The organism is Burkholderia seminalis DSM 23518 (genome assembly GCF_902832885.1).
GTDB classification, from domain to species: Bacteria; Pseudomonadota; Gammaproteobacteria; order Burkholderiales; family Burkholderiaceae; genus Burkholderia; species Burkholderia seminalis.
Map to the genome: position 1 here is coordinate 176,384 of NZ_CADFDK010000003.1, position 16,791 is coordinate 193,174.

At 72.3% G+C, this 16,791-nt stretch carries 14 protein-coding genes; 8 read left to right on the top strand and 6 right to left on the bottom strand.

Features of this window, described 5'->3' with window-relative positions; translation table 11 throughout:
* The first annotated feature begins 6 nt into the window (after window positions 1–6).
* Window positions 7–1,002 (top strand): non-homologous end joining protein Ku, encoded by a 996-nt coding sequence (gene ku / locus HWX00_RS11420; protein ID WP_175028789.1) that lies wholly within the window; start codon window positions 7–9, stop codon window positions 1,000–1,002.
* Window positions 1,003–1,026: 24 nt separating this feature from the next.
* Entirely contained in the window at window positions 1,027–3,822 is a 2,796-nt protein-coding gene (gene ligD, locus HWX00_RS11425; protein ID WP_175028790.1) for a DNA ligase D, read from the top strand.
* 5 nt (window positions 3,823–3,827) lie between these two features.
* Here the strand turns inward: ligD and HWX00_RS11430 are convergent, their stop codons facing one another.
* Both HWX00_RS11430 and HWX00_RS11435 read right to left on the bottom strand, forming a co-directional pair.
* On the bottom strand, window positions 3,828–5,147 hold the full coding sequence (locus HWX00_RS11430; RefSeq protein WP_124669534.1) for a cation:proton antiporter domain-containing protein: 1,320 nt from the start codon (window positions 5,145–5,147) through the stop codon (window positions 3,828–3,830).
* A 42-nt stretch (window positions 5,148–5,189) separates the two neighbouring features.
* Window positions 5,190–5,546, bottom strand: a complete 357-nt coding sequence (locus HWX00_RS11435) for a DUF3175 domain-containing protein (protein ID WP_034189992.1) — start codon at window positions 5,544–5,546, stop codon at window positions 5,190–5,192.
* Between the two features lie 157 nt (window positions 5,547–5,703).
* On the opposite strand from HWX00_RS11435, the gene HWX00_RS11440 reads away from it, so the two are divergent.
* The 5 genes from HWX00_RS11440 (at window position 5,704) to HWX00_RS11460 (ending at window position 8,168) form a co-directional block, all read left to right on the top strand.
* Window positions 5,704–6,120: a hypothetical protein gene (locus HWX00_RS11440; protein WP_175028791.1), complete on the top strand. Its 417-nt coding sequence runs from the start codon at window positions 5,704–5,706 to the stop codon at window positions 6,118–6,120.
* A gap of 96 nt (window positions 6,121–6,216) precedes the next feature.
* Window positions 6,217–6,582, top strand: coding sequence for a DUF3022 domain-containing protein (locus HWX00_RS11445; protein WP_049029431.1), 366 nt, complete (start codon window positions 6,217–6,219; stop codon window positions 6,580–6,582).
* A gap of 198 nt (window positions 6,583–6,780) precedes the next feature.
* Complete coding sequence (locus tag HWX00_RS11450; protein WP_175028792.1) at window positions 6,781–7,329, top strand: type 1 glutamine amidotransferase domain-containing protein; 549 nt, start codon at window positions 6,781–6,783, stop codon at window positions 7,327–7,329.
* A gap of 4 nt (window positions 7,330–7,333) precedes the next feature.
* Window positions 7,334–7,666, top strand: a complete 333-nt coding sequence (locus HWX00_RS11455; protein ID WP_175028793.1) for a DUF1488 family protein — start codon at window positions 7,334–7,336, stop codon at window positions 7,664–7,666.
* A gap of 256 nt (window positions 7,667–7,922) precedes the next feature.
* Entirely contained in the window at window positions 7,923–8,168 is a 246-nt protein-coding gene (locus HWX00_RS11460; protein ID WP_034190091.1) for a hypothetical protein, read from the top strand.
* Window positions 8,169–8,198: 30 nt separating this feature from the next.
* On the opposite strand, the gene HWX00_RS11465 is transcribed toward HWX00_RS11460, so the two are convergent.
* The gene (locus HWX00_RS11465) at window positions 8,199–9,449 is read right to left on the bottom strand and encodes a phosphatidylserine decarboxylase family protein (protein ID WP_175028794.1); all 1,251 of its coding nucleotides are present in this window, start codon (window positions 9,447–9,449) and stop codon (window positions 8,199–8,201) included.
* A gap of 110 nt (window positions 9,450–9,559) precedes the next feature.
* Here HWX00_RS11465 and HWX00_RS11470 point away from each other — a divergent pair, with 110 nt between their 5' ends.
* On the top strand, window positions 9,560–9,808 hold the full coding sequence (locus HWX00_RS11470; protein WP_175028795.1) for a hypothetical protein: 249 nt from the start codon (window positions 9,560–9,562) through the stop codon (window positions 9,806–9,808).
* Window positions 9,809–9,910: 102 nt separating this feature from the next.
* On the opposite strand, the gene treY is transcribed toward HWX00_RS11470, so the two are convergent.
* From treY to treZ, 3 genes are read right to left on the bottom strand one after another with little or no spacing between them, the layout of a single operon-like run.
* A complete protein-coding gene (gene treY / locus HWX00_RS11475; RefSeq protein WP_175028796.1) occupies window positions 9,911–12,676 on the bottom strand; it encodes a malto-oligosyltrehalose synthase in 2,766 nt (921 codons plus the stop codon).
* A complete protein-coding gene (gene malQ / locus HWX00_RS11480) occupies window positions 12,673–14,916 on the bottom strand; it encodes a 4-alpha-glucanotransferase (protein WP_175868108.1) in 2,244 nt (747 codons plus the stop codon). The genes treY and malQ overlap by 4 nt, the downstream gene beginning before the upstream one ends.
* Window positions 14,913–16,784 (bottom strand): malto-oligosyltrehalose trehalohydrolase, encoded by a 1,872-nt coding sequence (treZ, locus tag HWX00_RS11485; RefSeq protein ID WP_175028251.1) that lies wholly within the window; start codon window positions 16,782–16,784, stop codon window positions 14,913–14,915. Before treZ ends, malQ begins: the two co-directional genes overlap by 4 nt.
* Window positions 16,785–16,791 lie beyond the last annotated feature (7 nt).

A 16,791-nucleotide genomic window follows, 5' to 3' on the forward strand; every position in this document is an offset into this window, starting at 1 on the left:
ACATCGATGGCACGGATGATCTGGAAAGGCGCGATCAGCTTCGGGCTCGTTCACGTGCCGGTGCAGCTGTTCCCGGCCACGCGCACCGTGAAGCCGTCGTTCCGGCTGCTCGACAAGCGCTCGATGGACCCGGTCGGCTACCGGCAGATCAACAAGCGCACCGGCAAGGAAGTCACGCGCGAGGACATCGTGCGCGGCTACGAGTACGAGAAGGAGCGCTACGTCGTGCTGACCGACGACGAGATCCGCGCGGCGAACCCCGAATCGACGCAGACGGTCGACATCGTCACGTTCGTCGACGAGGACGCCGTGTCGTTCCTGTATCTCGACACGCCGTACTACCTCGTGCCGGACCGCAAGGGCGAGAAGGTCTATGCGCTGCTGCGCGACGCGCTGAAGGACAGCGGCAAGATCGGCATCGCGCACGTCGTGATGCGCGACCGCCAGCATCTCGGCGCGCTGATTCCGGTCGGGCCGCTGCTGGCGCTCGACACGCTGCGCTGGCAGGAGGAGCTGCGCCCGCTCGACGAACTGTCGGTGCCGGCCGACGACGCGAAACGTGCCGGTGTCAGCGCGCGCGAACTCGCGATGGCGAAGAAGCTGATCGAAGACATGTCCGGATCGTGGTCGCCCGACGCGTATCACGACACGTTCCGCGACGACATCCTCGAGCTGGTCGAGCGCAAGGTCCGCGCGGGCCGGATCGAGGAGATCGAGGACCGGCCCGCGCAGACGGGGCGTGCGGCGTCCAACGTCGTCGATCTGACCGAATTGCTCAAGCGCAGCCTGAAGGGTGGCGGGCGCGCGGGCGGTGGGGACGACGATGCGGATACTGAAGCATCGGCGCCTTCGCGTGCGGCCGGCGCGCGCCGCAAACCGGCGGCGAAAGCGCCCGCCAAAGGAGCGGCGAAGGCGCCCGCGAAACGTACGGCCGCGAAGCGCGGCGCCACCGGTGCGCACTCGGCGAAGAAGGCCGCCGCGCGCCGCAAGCACGCCGCATGACGCCGCGTGACGGAGGATGACGCGATGGCTGGCAAGCTCGATCCGTATCGCCGCAAACGCCGCTTCGACGCGAGCCCGGAACCCGAGGGCGCGCACGGGCGGCGGCGCGCTTCCGCCGATGCGACTACGCGCACGGGGCGCAACGCGCGACCGTCCGCGCGCGCGGCCAGGCCGCTGCGTTTCGTGATCCAGGAACACCACGCACGGCGCCTGCATTACGACTTCCGTCTCGAACTCGACGGCACGCTGAAGTCGTGGGCCGTGCCGAAGGGGCCGAGCGTCGACCCGTCGGTGAAACGGCTGGCCGTGCACGTCGAGGATCATCCGCTCGAATACGCGTCGTTCGAAGGCGAGATTCCGGCCGGCCATTACGGCGCGGGTTCGGTCGTCGTCTGGGACGAAGGCACGTGGACGCCCGACGGCGGCGTCGCACAGGCACGCGCCGGCTATCGTGCCGGCAAGCTGACGTTCCGGCTCGACGGCGCGAAGCTGCACGGCGGCTGGGCGCTCGTGCGCAGCGGGCGGCAGCAGGGCCGCCAGGCGCAATGGCTGTTGATCAAGGAACGCGACGACGACGCGCGCGACGCCGAGACGTTCGATGTCGTTGCCCAGCGGCCGGGCAGCGTGCATGACGGACACACGCGGGCCGCGCGCGATCCGGCACCGGCCGACGCGGCGCCTTCCGTGCGTGCATCGCGCCGCGCCCGGCGCAACGCGTCGGACACGCGCGGCGCGGCGCACGACGACGGGCTGGAAAGGCCGCCCACCGACCTGTCGCAGGTAGACGGCGCCGTGCGTGCGGCGTTGCCCGAGCGCGTCGCGCCGCAACTCGCGACGCTGGTCGATGCGCCGCCGACGCACGGCGACTGGCGCTACGAGGTGAAATTCGACGGCTACCGGATCCTCGCGCGGATCGCGGGCCGCGGCGCGCGGCGGCACGTCACGCTGATGACGCGCGAAGGCCGCGACTGGACCGCGAAGCTGCGCTTGCAGCGCGATGCGCTCGCGGCGCTCGACGTCGACAACGCGTGGCTCGACGGCGAGGCCGTCGTGCTCCGCGACACCGGCCTGCCGGATTTCCAGGCGCTGCAGAACGCGCTCGGCGCCGGGCGCTCGGACGCGGTGACGCTGTTCGTGTTCGACCTGCCGTTTCTGGACGGATACGACCTGCGCGACGCGCCGCTCACCGCGCGTCGCAGGCTGCTCGAACCGCTGCTCGCCGGCAGCGACCCCGCGCGGCTGCGCTACTCGCCCGATCTCGGCGACGATATCGCGTCGCTGATCGCGAGCGCGTGCGACACGGGGCTCGAGGGGCTGATCGGCAAGCGCGCGGATGCGCGCTATCGCGGCGGCCGCTCGCCCGCGTGGATCAAGCTGAAATGCAGGCGGCGACAGGAGTTCGTGATCGGCGGTTATACCGAGCCGTCGGGCAGCCGGCATGGCTTCGGCGCGCTGCTGCTCGGCGTCCACGAGCCCGCCGCGGGCGGCAGGCGGTCGCACGGCACGCCGCCACTGCGTTATGTCGGCCGTGTCGGCACCGGGTTCGATACGCGCCTGCTCGACCGGCTCGCGGCCACCTTGCGCGAGCACGAACGCGCCACGACGCCGTTCGACCCGCCGCCGCGCGAACGTTCGCGCACGCGCGTGCATTGGGTCGAGCCGATGCTCGTCGCCGAATGCGAATTCGCGGAATGGACCGGCGACGGGATCGTGCGGCAGGCGGCGTTCGTTGCGCTGCGCGAAGACAAGCCGGCGCGGCAGATCGTCCGCGAGGTGCCGCGCCACACCGACACGGAGACGACGATGGATGGACCCCGCACCACGCACGACCCGCACCCGCCCGCCGCGCCTGCCGAATCCGCGCACGGCCGCCCGCCGCGCACGCGCTCCGATGCGTCGGCGGGCCGCACGCACGGCGAATCCGGTGCCGCCCAGGTTGGTCGGGTCCGCATCACTCACCCCGATCGCGTACTCGATCCGCAAAGCGGCACGCGCAAGATCGACCTCGCGCATTACTGGCAACGTGTCGCGCCGTGGCTGCTGCCCGACCTGAAAGGGCGGCCCGTATCGCTCGTGCGCGCGCCGGGCGACATCGCCGGCGAACTGTTCTTCCAGAAGCATGCGGAGCGACGCGAGATCCCGTTCGTCACGCAGCACGAAGGACTGGATCCCGGCCACGGGCCGCTGCTGTCGATCGACAGCGTCGACGCGCTGCTCGGCGCCGCGCAGATGGGCACGATCGAGCTGCATACCTGGAACGCGCATGCGTCGAACATCGAGCGGCCGGACCGCATCGTGTTCGACCTCGATCCCGATCCGGCGCTGCCGTGGCGCGAGATGATCGACGCCGCGCAGCTCGTGCGCGGGCTGCTCGACGCGCTGGGACTCGTGTCCTTCTGCAAGACCAGCGGCGGCAAGGGGCTGCACGTGGTCGTGCCGCTCACGCGGCACGCGGGCTGGGACGACGTGAAGGCGTTCTCGCGCGCCGTCGCGCAGCACGTCGCCGGCACGTTGCCCGAGCGCTTCACCGCGACGATGGGGCCGCGCCACCGGCGCGGCAAGATCTTCGTCGACTACTTGCGCAACGGCCGCGGCGCGAGCACGATCGCCGCGTACTCGGTGCGCGCGCGGCCCGGCATGGGCGTGTCGGTGCCGCTCGACTGGGACGAGGTGCCCGCGACGACGGGTGGCGCGCAATGGACGATTGACACGCTGCACGAACGGCTCGATACGCTGAAGCGCGATCCGTGGGAAGACTATGCGAAGACGCGCCAGCGCGTCACCGCCGCGATGCGTGCGCGGCTCGGCGTGCAAACGTGAACGCGTCAGCGCCGGTGCTGCAGCCGGTAGTACCAGTTCATCAGCGGCGTCGCGGAGATCCCATGCGCGACCACCGATGCGCAGACGACGGCCAGCACCGGCGCGGCGAGCGGGCGCACCGCATCGGACGGCCCGTGCTCGAGCGCGAACAGCAGGTAGTAGAACGAGCCGATTCCGCGAATGCCGAACCATGCCATCAGGCGCCGCTGCGCGTGCGTCGCGGGTGAACCGGCGAGCGTGAGCAGCACCGCGAGCGGCCGCACGGCGACGAACAGCACGGCGGCCAGCGCGGCGGCGCCCCAGGTGAACAGCGCGCCCGGCAACGTCGCGAGCACGCTGCCGACCATCGTCATCACGACGGCTTCCGCGATCCGTTCGAGTTCGATCGTGAAGCCGAGCACCGATTCGGCCATGAACGCGTGGGCCTTCTCCGGATGCTTTTCGGTCGCGACGACGTCCTCCGAATCGATCTGGCCGATGACTTCGCGCGGCTTGCGGTCGCCGCTCGCGCGATGCTCGACGCGCCGCATCGCGACGCCGGCCGCGAACGTCGCGATGAAGCCGAACGTGTGCGCGAGCTGCGCGGCGCCGAACGACAGCACGATCAGCGCGAGCGCGAAGAAGCCTTCGAGGCCGAGTGCCTGCGCATGGCGCGTGCGCAGCCAGCCGATCGTCCAGGTCGTCGCCCAGCCGAGGCCGCCGCCGATCGCGGCCGCACCCGCGATGCCCCACAGCGCGGCGAGCGCGAACGTGCCGGACAGCGGCGCGATGCCATGCGTCGCGTTGCTTGCGCCGCACAGCGCGAGCCCCGCGAGCGCGAACGGCAGCGCGATGCCGTCGTTCATTCCGCCTTCGCCCGACAGCGCGAAGCGGACGAGATCGCGATCGCCCGGATCGTGCACCTGCACGTCGTGCGCGAGCACGGGGTCGGTCGGCGCGAGGATCGCCGCGAGCAGCAACGCGGGGCCCCAGCCGAGCCCGAGCGCGAGCACCGCGCAGGCGGCGAGCAGCGGCACGGTGACGACCATCGCGAGCAGGCCGAGGCGGCACGGCACGAGCCACAGCCGGTCGGACAGCGGCACGCGCAGCCGCAGCCCGATCGCGAACAGCGACACGAGCAGCGCGATTTCGACGATTTCACGCAGCAGCCGGCCGTCGCGTTCCAGGTCCAGATGCAGCAGGCCGGCGCCGGCCGGGCCGAGCGCGACGCCGAGGATGAGATAGACCATCGCGGTGCTGCAGGGCAGGTGGCGCAACGCGGACGTCGCGAGGCCCATGCCCAGCAGCACGGCGCCGATGATCAGGTACCAGAGCGTCTCGTGCATGGGTGCGCTCGTGGCTGGCGGGCAACGCAGGCGCGCAAGCCGTCAGGGCTTGCGGCCGAACGCCTCGCGCAGTTTCCGCTTCGCGCGTTCGAGCGTCGTGCGGCGCGTTTTCGGGAGGTTGCGGCCCGCGCGGTTCACGTAGAAGTTCAGCATCGACATCGCCGACTGGAACGGCGATGCCTTGCGGCGGCGGCTGTGCTCGGCCGAACGCTTCAGCGAGGCGGCGATCGCGGCCGGATCGTCGGATTTGAAGATGTCGGGCTCGAGGTCGAGCGCATCGCTTTTTTGCGTGACTTCGCCCGACCAGCGCTTGCGGTGTTTCGGGTCGGCGCTGCGGGCGCGGCCGGCGCGGCGCGTGAGGCGCTTGCCGTGCGCATGGGAAGCGGAGGCGGAAGGCATGAAGGCGGCTCCATATGGGGTCGGGGGAGGGTCGTACGGTGAGAGGCGCCGCAAACCGCGTGCCGCGCGGCGCGCCGGTGCCGGTGACGGCATGGGCCTTGCTGAAAGGTACGGGCAGGCTTTTCCATGACCGCATCACCACCAGGGAGACAACACCATGGAGTCAGTATTGGAATCGATGTGCGTCGCGCGGCGCGTGCTCACTTGCGCGGCTGTCGCGATCGTTGCGGCCGCGCCGGCCGCATGGGCCCAGAACACGCAGCGTCCGGACGAAGGAACGGGCGCACCGAATCCGTCGATGGACATGTCGACGCCGGACACCAACGGCAATACGGCCGCGCCGCCTCCGCCCGCCAGCCCGAAGCGGCACGGCGCGAAGCACGGCATGCCGTCGCACAGCGGGGCGGCAGGCCACGTGAAGCCGGGCGGCGGCCCCAACGGTGCGGGTGCGGGCGGCAGCGGTGCCGCGGGGGGCGGTGTCGGTGGCGGTACGGGCGCGGGCAACGGCGGCTCGCCGGGGGCGACGGGCTCGGGCGGCGGCGGGGCCGGCGGCGCGGGTTCGAGCGGATATTGAGGCGGTAATCGACGGTGTCGTGCCGGCGCGGCCGGCACGGCGCGATGGCGGCGCGGTTTCCAGGACCGGCGCACCGCCACCACGCAGGAGGACATCATGCAATCGAATTCCCGGATTTTGCTGGAGAACGAAGAGATCGACGGCGACGCGATCGACGCGGACGATCTCGACACGACCGTCCAGGTCGATGTCGAAACGGGCCGGATCATGTTCCATGCGGCATGGGCGCTCACGCCCGAAGCGCCGCCCGAGGCCGCGCGGCATGCGGTCGTGCTCGCACTCGACTGCGACACGATGGAGCGTTACGCGGATCTCGACGACGGCGCACGGATGCGCGTGCACGCGATGCTGCACGAGGCCGTGCAGCAGACGCTCGACCAGTTGCCCGACACCGACGAGCACCTGACGCTGACGGTCGAACTGACCGACGCGATGCTCGACGCCGCGCGCCATCTGCAGTAGCCGTGGCGGATCGCCCTGCCGCATCGGATTACATCCCGTTGAAATCTTTGCAGCCGGTACGTGGCGACGTCGAATGGCCGGCCGCGCGCACGCGCGCGGCGGCCTTCGCGTGATTGCGGGGTGGTTCCCCGGCCGGTACGCCGATTGCGGCGCAATCGACGCGGCACGACGTGTGCCGCCATTCCGACGGAGGCATTCATGAGCGGCAGGCTGGATCATTGCAGGGTAGCCATTCTCGCGGTCGACGGTTTCGAGGAAGCCGAACTCGTCGAGCCGCAGCGCGCGCTCGCGGCCGAAGGCGCGCAGGTCGACGTGATTTCGCAGCAGCGCGGCGAGATCCAGGGTTTCCGGCACGTCGACAAGGGCGAGCGCGTGAAGGTCGACCGCACGTTCGACGAAGCGCGCGAAGGCGACTACGACGCGGTCGTGCTGCCCGGCGGCGTCGTAAACGGCGACGCGATCCGGATGCTGCCGGCCGCGCGTGAATTCGTGACGGCGGCCGTCGGCGCCGGCAAGCCGATCGCGGCGATCTGCCACGGCGGCTGGCTGCTCGTGTCGGCCGAACTCGTCGTGGGCCGCACGATGACGAGCTGGCCGAGCCTGCAGGACGATATCCGGCACGCGGGCGGCAAGTGGGTCGACGAGGAGGTGGTGCGCGACGGCAACCTGATCACGAGCCGCAAGCCGGCCGACCTTCCCGCGTTCAACGGCGCATTGGTCGATCGCCTCGCGGCGCGGGGCGCATAGCGCGATGCCCGCCGATTCCGCCCGCCACGTGACGCTGACCGCCGCGCCGCCCGTGTTCGACGGGGCGGCGCTGCAGTTGCGTTTCGTCGTCGAGGTCGATGGCACGCCGCAGACCTGGGCGATCACGGTCGAAGCGCTGGAAGATCATTTCGGCGCGCGCTCCGCGCTGGAGGCCGACCTGCGCGACGCGTTCGAACGCGGCCGTGCGCGCATCGAGGCGGCATGTGCGGACCTGCTGGCGAACGGCAATGACGGTGATGTCGTGCTGCACAGCGGGTATTTCCGGGCGCCGGCGGGCCGCGCGCGGGCAGGGCTGTTCCCTTCCGGGCGGCGCTGACCCGCGTGCCGTTCCCGTGCCGGGATTCGGGCGCACCCGGGCCGCCGGCCTTACACGCAATTGAAAACTTTTCCAGCCGGGCGCACCCGCCGTCCGGTGCCACATCGCGGGGCAGGCACGCCGCCCGGACATCGATCGCCTCACGCCGGCTGGCACGGACCCTGCATGTTCATCCCGTTGCCGGCGCACGATGCGCGCCGCACGCCGATGCGGCGCCGGGAGCGCGTCGCGCGCAGCCGTCAACGGGGAAACGAGCATGCTGACCGCCCATGAATTTGCCGCGCTGTTCCTGGCGCATCACGCGCCGGAACAGATCCAGATCGATCGCGACGACATCGTCGCCCTCGTCGAACAACACCTGATCGTGATGCAGCACGACGACGCGTCGGGCGAGCACCGTCCCGCGCTGACGGCCGACGGGCTGTCGGTGCTGCGCAGCGTGCAGCGGCATGACGCGGCCGAATCCGGCGCGATCGGCCTGAGCGACACCGCCGACGCGTAATGTTTCGCGCTTGCGCGCTGCGCGCGCCGCTCACCGCGCAATCGCCACGGCCGCGTTGACCCGCACGACGGGCGCCGGGCCATCGTGCGGCGGCGCATGCAGGAAGCGGTCGATCACGCCGGCTTCGAACAGCAGGCAGTACGTCGACCCGCCGAACTGGAAATAACCGATCTCGTCGCCCTTGTCGACGCGCTGCCCCGGCACGACCTCGATCACGCACGACGACACGTCGCCCATCCCGACGAACACGGCCGCCACGGTGCCGATACCGGGGTCGTCGCAGGAAAAGGCGACCACCGCACGCGCGGCGACGGACGTCATGTAGCCTTGCGAATCGTTGAGTCCGGCAGGATCCGGGCCTTCGGCTTCGGCGACCGAGTAGTAGGCGCCGTCGACCCGGTACGCATGCGTGACGACACCACGCACCGGCGCATGCCAGCGATGGTAGTTGTAGGCGCTGAGATAGGCCTGGTAGACGTCGCCGCCGACGAAGCGTTCGGCCAGCGACAGCCGCGCGGGCGTGAAGAGATCGCGCAGCGAATACGGCTGCGCCTTGATCCAGAACGTGTCGCGCAGCTTCACGTGCGTTTCGGTGTGATACGGCGCGGCCTCGCACGCGCTGACGATCACGTGCGGATCGTCGGGCGCCGCGACCGGCCGCGCGCCGTCGCGAAAGCGTCGCGTGAAGAAATCGTTCCACGAATCGAACCCCCAGTGCGGCTGGTCGTCGCGATACCGGAATTGCGACAGGCCGAGGCGCTCGTACGCTTCGTCGCAGAACCAGCCGTCGGGCGCCGACGTGTCGAGATGCGCGCGCGAGTGCGGGCCGCCGAGGAAGTCGCACCACACGGTCAGCATGCGCTTCAGGTGGGCGTTGACGGTCTGGTCGCGAAACACCGCGTGGCCGGACGGCATGCACATCGGCCAGTCCAGGAACGCATTGATCGGGCAGACGATCAGGCTCGCTTCGCTGAACGGCGGCGTGTAGGTCATCAGGTGGTCGAGCACCGTCATCAGTTCGCCGATCGACGCATAGCCCAGCCGGCGGCCCGATTCGACCGCTTCGTCGATCGCGCGGGTCAGGCCCATGCGCAACACCGCGTGATCGTCGAACAGCCGCGCGAGGTCCTGCACGGCCGGCGTGCGCAGCCGGTCGCCGGCATGCGCGCGCGCTTGCGCCGCGACTTTCTCGCGGAACGCGGCCATATGAGCCTCTTCGCGCGCCATCCAGTCGCCGAGCCGGCGGCGCGTGGCGGGCGGCGGGTTGGAATGGGTGGACATTGTCTCCTCCGGACGTCGGTTCGCGTGAAGCGCAGCAAGATGCCTGCCCGGCGGCGGCACCGGAATTGCGACGCTCGTTCGACGACTGTTTCATGACACGGGAGAGCAAGATGAACACGACTTCGAAGGCACGACAAACGAAGGAGGCCGAGGCGACCGACACGCGCCGCGGCGGCGGACAGCGTACGGTGACGCCGACGCGCCGGCGGGTGCGTGCCAGCCGGGCCGCGCCGCGCGATGCGCGACGGCCGACGGAGCACGACGCGAGCGGGCCGGTGGCGGCGCACGACGGCCACGGCGAGGACAAGCCGTTATGGGAAGACGACCGCGGGGCGATGCCGCCGGAAGAAGGGTCGTGAGGCCGTCATCGCGCAGCGGCTGCGGCACGGCGGGGCCGGCGATCGGCCGTTGACGATCGTGTGCTGCCGGCGCGCGGCACGCGCCGGCAGGGTGGATCGGCTTCAGCGTCCGGCACGCGCCGCAACGAGCACCGCGACCGGCAACCCGCTCAGGCAGCGCTCGAGCGCCAGCACGCCGTCCGTCGCGTCGATCTCGGCGCGCCCGTCGAGCCAGTCCGTCCACGGCCCTTCCATCGCGCGCGGCAGCACGACCGCCGTATCGCCCCACCGCGCGGGTTCCACGCGCGGCAAGCCGGGCGTTTCGCCGAGCAACCGGCACGCGAGCCGCGTCGCGATCACCACCACGGCGGCCGTGTCGTCGCACCGCGCGAACGCGATAGCGTGACGTGCGAGCCTGCCGCGCACGCGCAGCGGCGCGTACGCGCCCTCCGCGAAGGTCGCCGGCCAGCGCGCACGCAGCGCGAGCATCCGCTCGACCAGCGCCCGCTTCACGCGCGCATCGGGCCACGCCGGCAGGTACGACGCGACCGGTCCGTCAACGCGCTCGGCCGCCAGCGTGGCGAACGGCACGTCGCGCCGGTTGTCCGGATCGACGAGCGAGTGATCCCAGGATTCGGTGCCTTGGTACAGGTCCGGCACGCCGGGCGACGCGATCCGCAGCGCCGTCTGCGTCAGGCTGTTGACGACACCGGCCGGCGCGATCCGCGCGACGAACGCATGCAGCCGGTGCGCGAAATCGCCGGGGCCGCGCGGCGTCAGGATCGCGCGGACGAACGCGTCGCAGTCCCGTTCGTAGCGCTGCTCGGGCGCCAGCCAGTCGGTATGCCGCTTCGCTTCGCGCAGCGCCTTCGTCTGCCACTGCGCGACGCGTGCGGCGAGCGCGTCGAGACCGGCCGCATCGTCGGGGGCGAGTGCGGGCGGCCAGCAACCGACGAGCGTCTGATACAGCATCGCCTCGGCGGCCGGCCCCGGCGCCCACGCGAGGTCGCGATGCGCGCGGCCGCGGTGCGGCAGGTTCAGCGCCGACCAGTCGAGCGACACCGCGCGCCACGCATCGGGCAGCTCGCTGAGCACCGCGAGCCGCGCCCGCGTGTCCTCGCCGCGCTTGTGGTCGTGCGTGGCCGTCGCGACGAGCCCGTGCGGCACGGTGCGCGCGCGGCGCCGGTTGCGCGCATGGAACGCGCCGCGCGACAGGCTGAAGTCGCCGGCATCGGCGCCGACCTCGTTGCGCGACAGCAGCCGGCCGTAGCGGTAGTGGGCCGTATCCTCGACGCCTTTCGCGGCGAGCGGCGCGGTGAGCTGCGCGAACGCGATGCGCGCCGCATGGCGCTCGGCCGGCGCCGCCCGCGGCACGCGCACGACCGGCAAGCCCAGCCATGCGGCGACCCGGTCGAGCGCGAACCGGTCGGCCGGCTCGACGGCTGCCCGCGCGCTTTCGTAGGCTTGCGCGAGCACGCGGAGATCGGTGTCGGCCAGCCCGTTGCGCGGTGACGGATAGGTGCGGTACACGGGCAGCCGCACCGCGAGTTCGCCAAGTACGCGCTGAATCGCGATCCGGCTGACGTCCCGCGTCGCGGGCGACGCGCGTGCGACGCCGTGCAGCAGCCGCGCGACCCGCGCATGCTCGGCGGCGAGCTGGCGCATCAGCACGCGCCGCTTGCCGTCGAGCACCTCTTGCGCGAACGTGCGCGATGCGCCCGACACGGCGGCCCAGTGCGCGGCGAGCGGCTCGGCGCCGGCGGGGTCGTGCAGCAGCGCGCCGACATCGTTCATGAAGTCGTAGCCGGTCGTGCCGGCGACGGGCCAGTCGGCGGGCAGCGCCTCGCCGGGCGCGAGGATCTTCTCGACGACGACGTACGGCGGTGCCCGACGCTGAGTGGCGAGTCGCGCATCCAGCCGCCGGCAGTACGCCGGCGGATCGGCGAGGCCGTCGACGTGATCGACGCGCAAGCCGTCGACAAGCCCCGCCGCATGCAGGCGCAGCGGCAGCGCATGCACGGCGTCGAATACCGCGTCGTCGTCGACGCGGACGGCCGCGAGCGTCGCGATGTCGAAGAAGCGCCGCCAGTTCAGTTCGTCGGCAGCCGTGCGCCACCACGCGAGCCGGTAGTGCTGGCGTTCGAGCACCTGGTGCAGGCGGATGCGCGAACGCGCGAGGCGCGGGTCGGCCCCGCGCAGCACCGCGTCGAACGCGTGCGGGCCGTGCGCGGCCGCATGATCGCGCAGCGCCGCATGCGCGGCGGCCAGCCGCGCGCTGTCGCGCGCCGGCGCGATGTCGAAGCGTTCGGCGAGGGCGTTCAGGTCCGCGCGGTTCGCGAGGCGCAGGATCTCCGCATACGTGGCGGCGGCCACCGGCAGCCGCCGTCCGGGGCATGCGACGAAGAAACGTCCGGCGGCCGCGTCGACGCCGAGCGTGATGTCGCCGGCTGCGAGCGCGTCGGCATAGGGCACGCCGAGGCACGGCAGCAGCACCTTGCCGTCGAGCGCCGGATCGGGCGGGTGCCAGTCGATATCGAAGTAGTGCGCGTACGGGCTCGCCGGTCCCCATTCGAGCACGTCGTTCCACCAGCCGTTCGACGATCCGCCGACGCCCATGTGGTTCGGCACGATGTCGACGATCACGCCGAGGCCCCTTGCGCGCAGCGCGTCGACGAGCCGGACGAAACCGGCTTCGCCGCCGAGTTCGGGATTGAGCATGCCGTAGTCGACGGTGTCGTAGCCGTGCCGCGAGCCCGGCTCGGCCGTCGCGACCGGCGACAGGTACAGGTGGCTCACGCCGAGCCGCGCGAAGTAGTCGGCGTGCGCGGCGGCGTCGTCGAACGTGAAGCCCGCATGAAGCTGCAGCCGCAGCGTCGCACGCGGTGTCATGCGCCGCGCCTCGGTGAACGGCGCGCGTGTACGATGGCCGCGATGCGTTCGCGCACGTCGGCGTCGACCAGCGTGTCGATCGTGCGCGGCAGCCGCTGCCGCCAGTTCGGATGGCCGCACGGCGGCCCCGGCAGGTTCGGCTGCGCGTCGAGCGCGAGCAGATCCTCGAGCGGCACGATCGCGAGCGGCGACGGGCCGTGCGCGACGTACGCGAGGATCGCGCTCACCGGCGGTGCGGCGGCGGGCGGCACGGCGGTGCCGGCCGGTGCACAGCCGGCTTGCTGCATCGCGTGCCACAGCGCCGCGCGCTCGGTCGCGCGTGCCGCATGCGCGGCGGCGAGGCCGGGGGGCGGGACGGACGGCGGGGCGGGAGGCTGCAAGGCGTCGCCGTTTTCCGGCGGCTGCACGGGGTCGTGCCCGGACGGCGCGCTTTGCACGATCTCGTCGGCATCGTGCGCGCTGGCGTCGTCCGGCGCGGGGGCGGCCACCTCGCCCCCGGCGGGCGCGCCCGTTTCGCTGCGCGCCTTCGCGGCGTCGGCCGCGGCCTGGCGCCAGGCGAGGTCGACCCCGCGCCACCAGCCCCCGACGGTCGGCAGATCGTGCGTCGACGTCGTCGCGATGGCGTCGCGGTCCCAGGCGGACGGCGGCCGGAATGCGCCGCCGGCGTCGCGCTCGAACCACAGCACGCGCATGCCCGCGATGCCCTGTGCGCCGAGTCGTTCGCGGAATCCGGCCGGCACGGTGCCGAGATCCTCGCCGATCGCGATCGCGCGATGGCGGGCCGCCTCGAGCGCGACGAGCCGCACGAGATCGTCCAGTGGATAGCGCAGGTAGGCGCCGTCGCGCGGCGAGCCGCCGTCCGGGACGATCCACATCCGCGCGAAGCCGAGCACGTGATCGATGCGGATGCCGCCCGCGTGCGCGAAGGCGGCGCGCAACAGGTCGACGAACGGCGCGAAGCCGTCGGCGCGCAGCGCGGCGGGCGTCCACGTCGTCACGCCCCACGCCTGGCCGGCCGCGTTGAACAGGTCGGGCGGCGCGCCGAGCGACACGCCGCGCAGCAGCGCCGTGCCGTGCGCCCACGCGTCGCTGCCCGCGCGATCGGAGCCGACCGCGAGATCGGCGATCAGCCCGGTCGCCATGCCCGCGCCGCGCGCGGCGTGCTGCGCGTCGCCGAGCGCGCGCGATGCGCACCATTGCAGGAACGTGTGGAACGCGATCGTGTCGGCGTGCTCGTGCGCGAACGCCTCGACTTCCGCCGATCCCGGCGTGCGCCACGGCGCCGGCCACTGCCGCCAGTCCGCGCCGATCCCGTGCTCGATGCAGAACGCCTGCAGCGCATCGAAGCGCGCATGCGCGTCGAGCGCCGCGCCGCCCGCCGCGCGAAACCGCTGGTATGTGTCGCGCGACGGGTCGTTGCCGGCGCGCCACGCGTCGAAGCACGCACGCAGGCGGCGCAGCTTCATCGGCAGCACGCGCGGCCAGTCGATCAGCAGCGCGTCGGCCGGGCCGGCGGGCGCGTGATGCGCGCCATCGGCGCCCGGCACCGCGTCGCAGTCGAGATACGCGACGTTGTGCCAGCGCCGCGACGACGGCGAATACGGGCTGTCGTGCGCGGGAAGCGCCGGATAACCGGCGTGCGTCGGGCTGATTGCGACGGCCTGCGCGCCGTGTCGCGCCACCTGGGCGACCAGCCGCGCGAGGGCCGTGTAGTCGCCCGCGCCGTCGTCGCCGCCGCGGCGCAGGCTGTAGAGCTGGGCCGCGATGCCCCAGCGGCCGCCCGTGTCGTGCGCGTGCGCCAGGGTGTCGAACGGGCGCGCCCGCTGCGGTGCGATCGCGAGCCCGATGCGCTGCTCGCCGATGTCGAGCGCGTGATAGCCGGGCATCGAAAGGGGCGGCAGCAAGCCGTGCTCGCCGGCGCCGCCAACGCGGCCGTCGACGTGCCCGCCGGTCTCGAACGAGATCCGGAAGCGCGCGCCGGGCGGCGCGAGCGTCGCGGGCAGGGCGAGCGGCAGCCCGGCGTCGCCGGTCACGAGGCGCGGCGGCGCCGCGTTCCCGTCGGCGAGTGCCGCCGCGCTGTCGACCCGCTGGGCCGCGGTGCCGCACGGCCAGCCGAGCGCATCGACGAGCGCGGCGAGCGCGACGTCGTCCACCCGCCGCGCGACGCCGCCGGCGTCGGTCCAGTCGGTTTCGAGGCCGGCCGCGTGTGCGAGTACCGCGATCGAGACGTCGGTCGTCATGATCCTGCCAGTCCGTTCGCGCGGTGATGCCGCGCATCGTGGTTGACCGCGCCGTCGCGCCACGCGATGCAGGCACGTGGCGGCATCCGCAAGTCGCGCAGCCGGTCGCGGGCGCGCGGCGGCGTCTCGAACACGAGCTTGCCGACCGGCAGCGCGGGCAGCACCGCATCGTGCGGGCCGAGGTTCAGCGCGATCGTCAGCGTGCTGCCGTCGCCGAGCCGCCAGCGCGCGACGAGTGCCTGCGGCTCGTCGTCGCCCGCGAGCAGGTCGACGCCGAGCACGTGCGCGCCGGGCAGATGCGGCGCCACGAGCGCCATGCGCACGGCCAGCGCGCTGCGGTAGAAGCGCTGCCAGGCGGCCGCGTCGGCCCAGGAGTCGTCGGGCGGGTGGTGCAGCGACGACCGGACGAAGGTCGCGATGTCGTTCGGATCGGGAATCCGGTCGCGATGCGCGGGATCGGCGAACGCGGGAAACGCCGCGAATTCGCGGCGCCGGCCTTCGCGCACGGCATCGGCAAGCGCGCCGCGATAGTCGGTGAAGAACTGGAACGGCTGCGTGCTGCCGTCTTCCTCGCCCATGAACAGCAGCGGGATCGGCGGCGCGAGCAGCATCAGCGCGGTGACCGCGCGTACCGCGTCGTCGTTCGCGAGCGCGCGCAGGCGTTCGCCGAACGCGCGGTTGCCGATCTGGTCGTGGTTCTGCAGGAACGTGACGAACGCGGTGGGCGGCAGGTGCGCGCTCGGCTCGCCGCGCGCGGCGCCGTCGTGCAACGGCGACGGCTCGCCCTGGTACGCGAACCCTTCGGCGAGCGTGCGGGCGAAATGGCGCAGCGGCGCGTCGGCGTACGCGCGGTAATAACCGTCGCGTTCGCCGGTCAGCAGCACGTGCGCGCTGTTGTGGAAGTCGTCGTTCCACTGCGCGTCGAACCCGCCGGGGCCGAGCAGGCTCGCCGCGTTGCGCTCGTTCTCGAGCACCAGATGGATGTGGCGTGCGTCGCCCGCGTACGCGCGCACGCGGCGCGCGAGTTCGCGCAGCCACGCATCGTCGTCGATCGCGTGCGCGGCGTCGATGCGCAAGCCGTCGACGCGAAATTCGTCGAGCCAGTACAGCGCGTTGTCGATGAAGAACGCGCTCGTCTGCGGGCACGAGAAGTCGATCGCCGGCCCCCATGCGGTCTGCCGGTCCGCGCGGAAGAAGGCGGGCGCGTAGCGCGGCAGCAGGTTGCCCTCGGGGCCGAAATGGTTGTACACGACGTCGAGGAACACCTGGAGACCGAGCCCGTGCGCGGTATCGACGAGCGCCTTCAGTTCCTCGGGCCGCCCGTACGACGTGTCGGGTGCGAACGGCAGCACGCCGTCGTAGCCCCAGTTGCGCGCGCCGGGAAACGCGTTGACGGGCATCAGCTCGACCGCGGTCACGCCCAGCGCGGCGATCGACGGCAGCCGCCGTTCGACGCTCGCATAACCGCCGCAGGCGCCGACGTGCAGTTCGTACAGCACCGTCTCGTGCCACGGGCGGCCGCGCCATGCATCGTGGCGCCAGCGATAGGCGCCCGGATCGACGACCTGGCTCGGGCCGTCCACGCCGCCGGGCTGGAAGCGCGACGCGGGATCGGGCACGACGAGACCGCCGTCGAGCCGGTAGCGATACAGCGCGCCGGGGCCGCACGGCGCGACCGTTTCGAACCAGCCGTCGCCGACGGGTGTCATCGGGATCACCTGCTCGGTGTCGTCGTGCAGCTCGACGGCGGCCGCACGGCTCGCGGGCGCCCACAGCCTGAAGCGCGTGTGGCCGGCATCGATGCAGGTGGCGCCGAACGACGAGTCGAATGCATGCGTGCCGGACGGGCCGGCGGAACGGGTTGTCATGGCGATC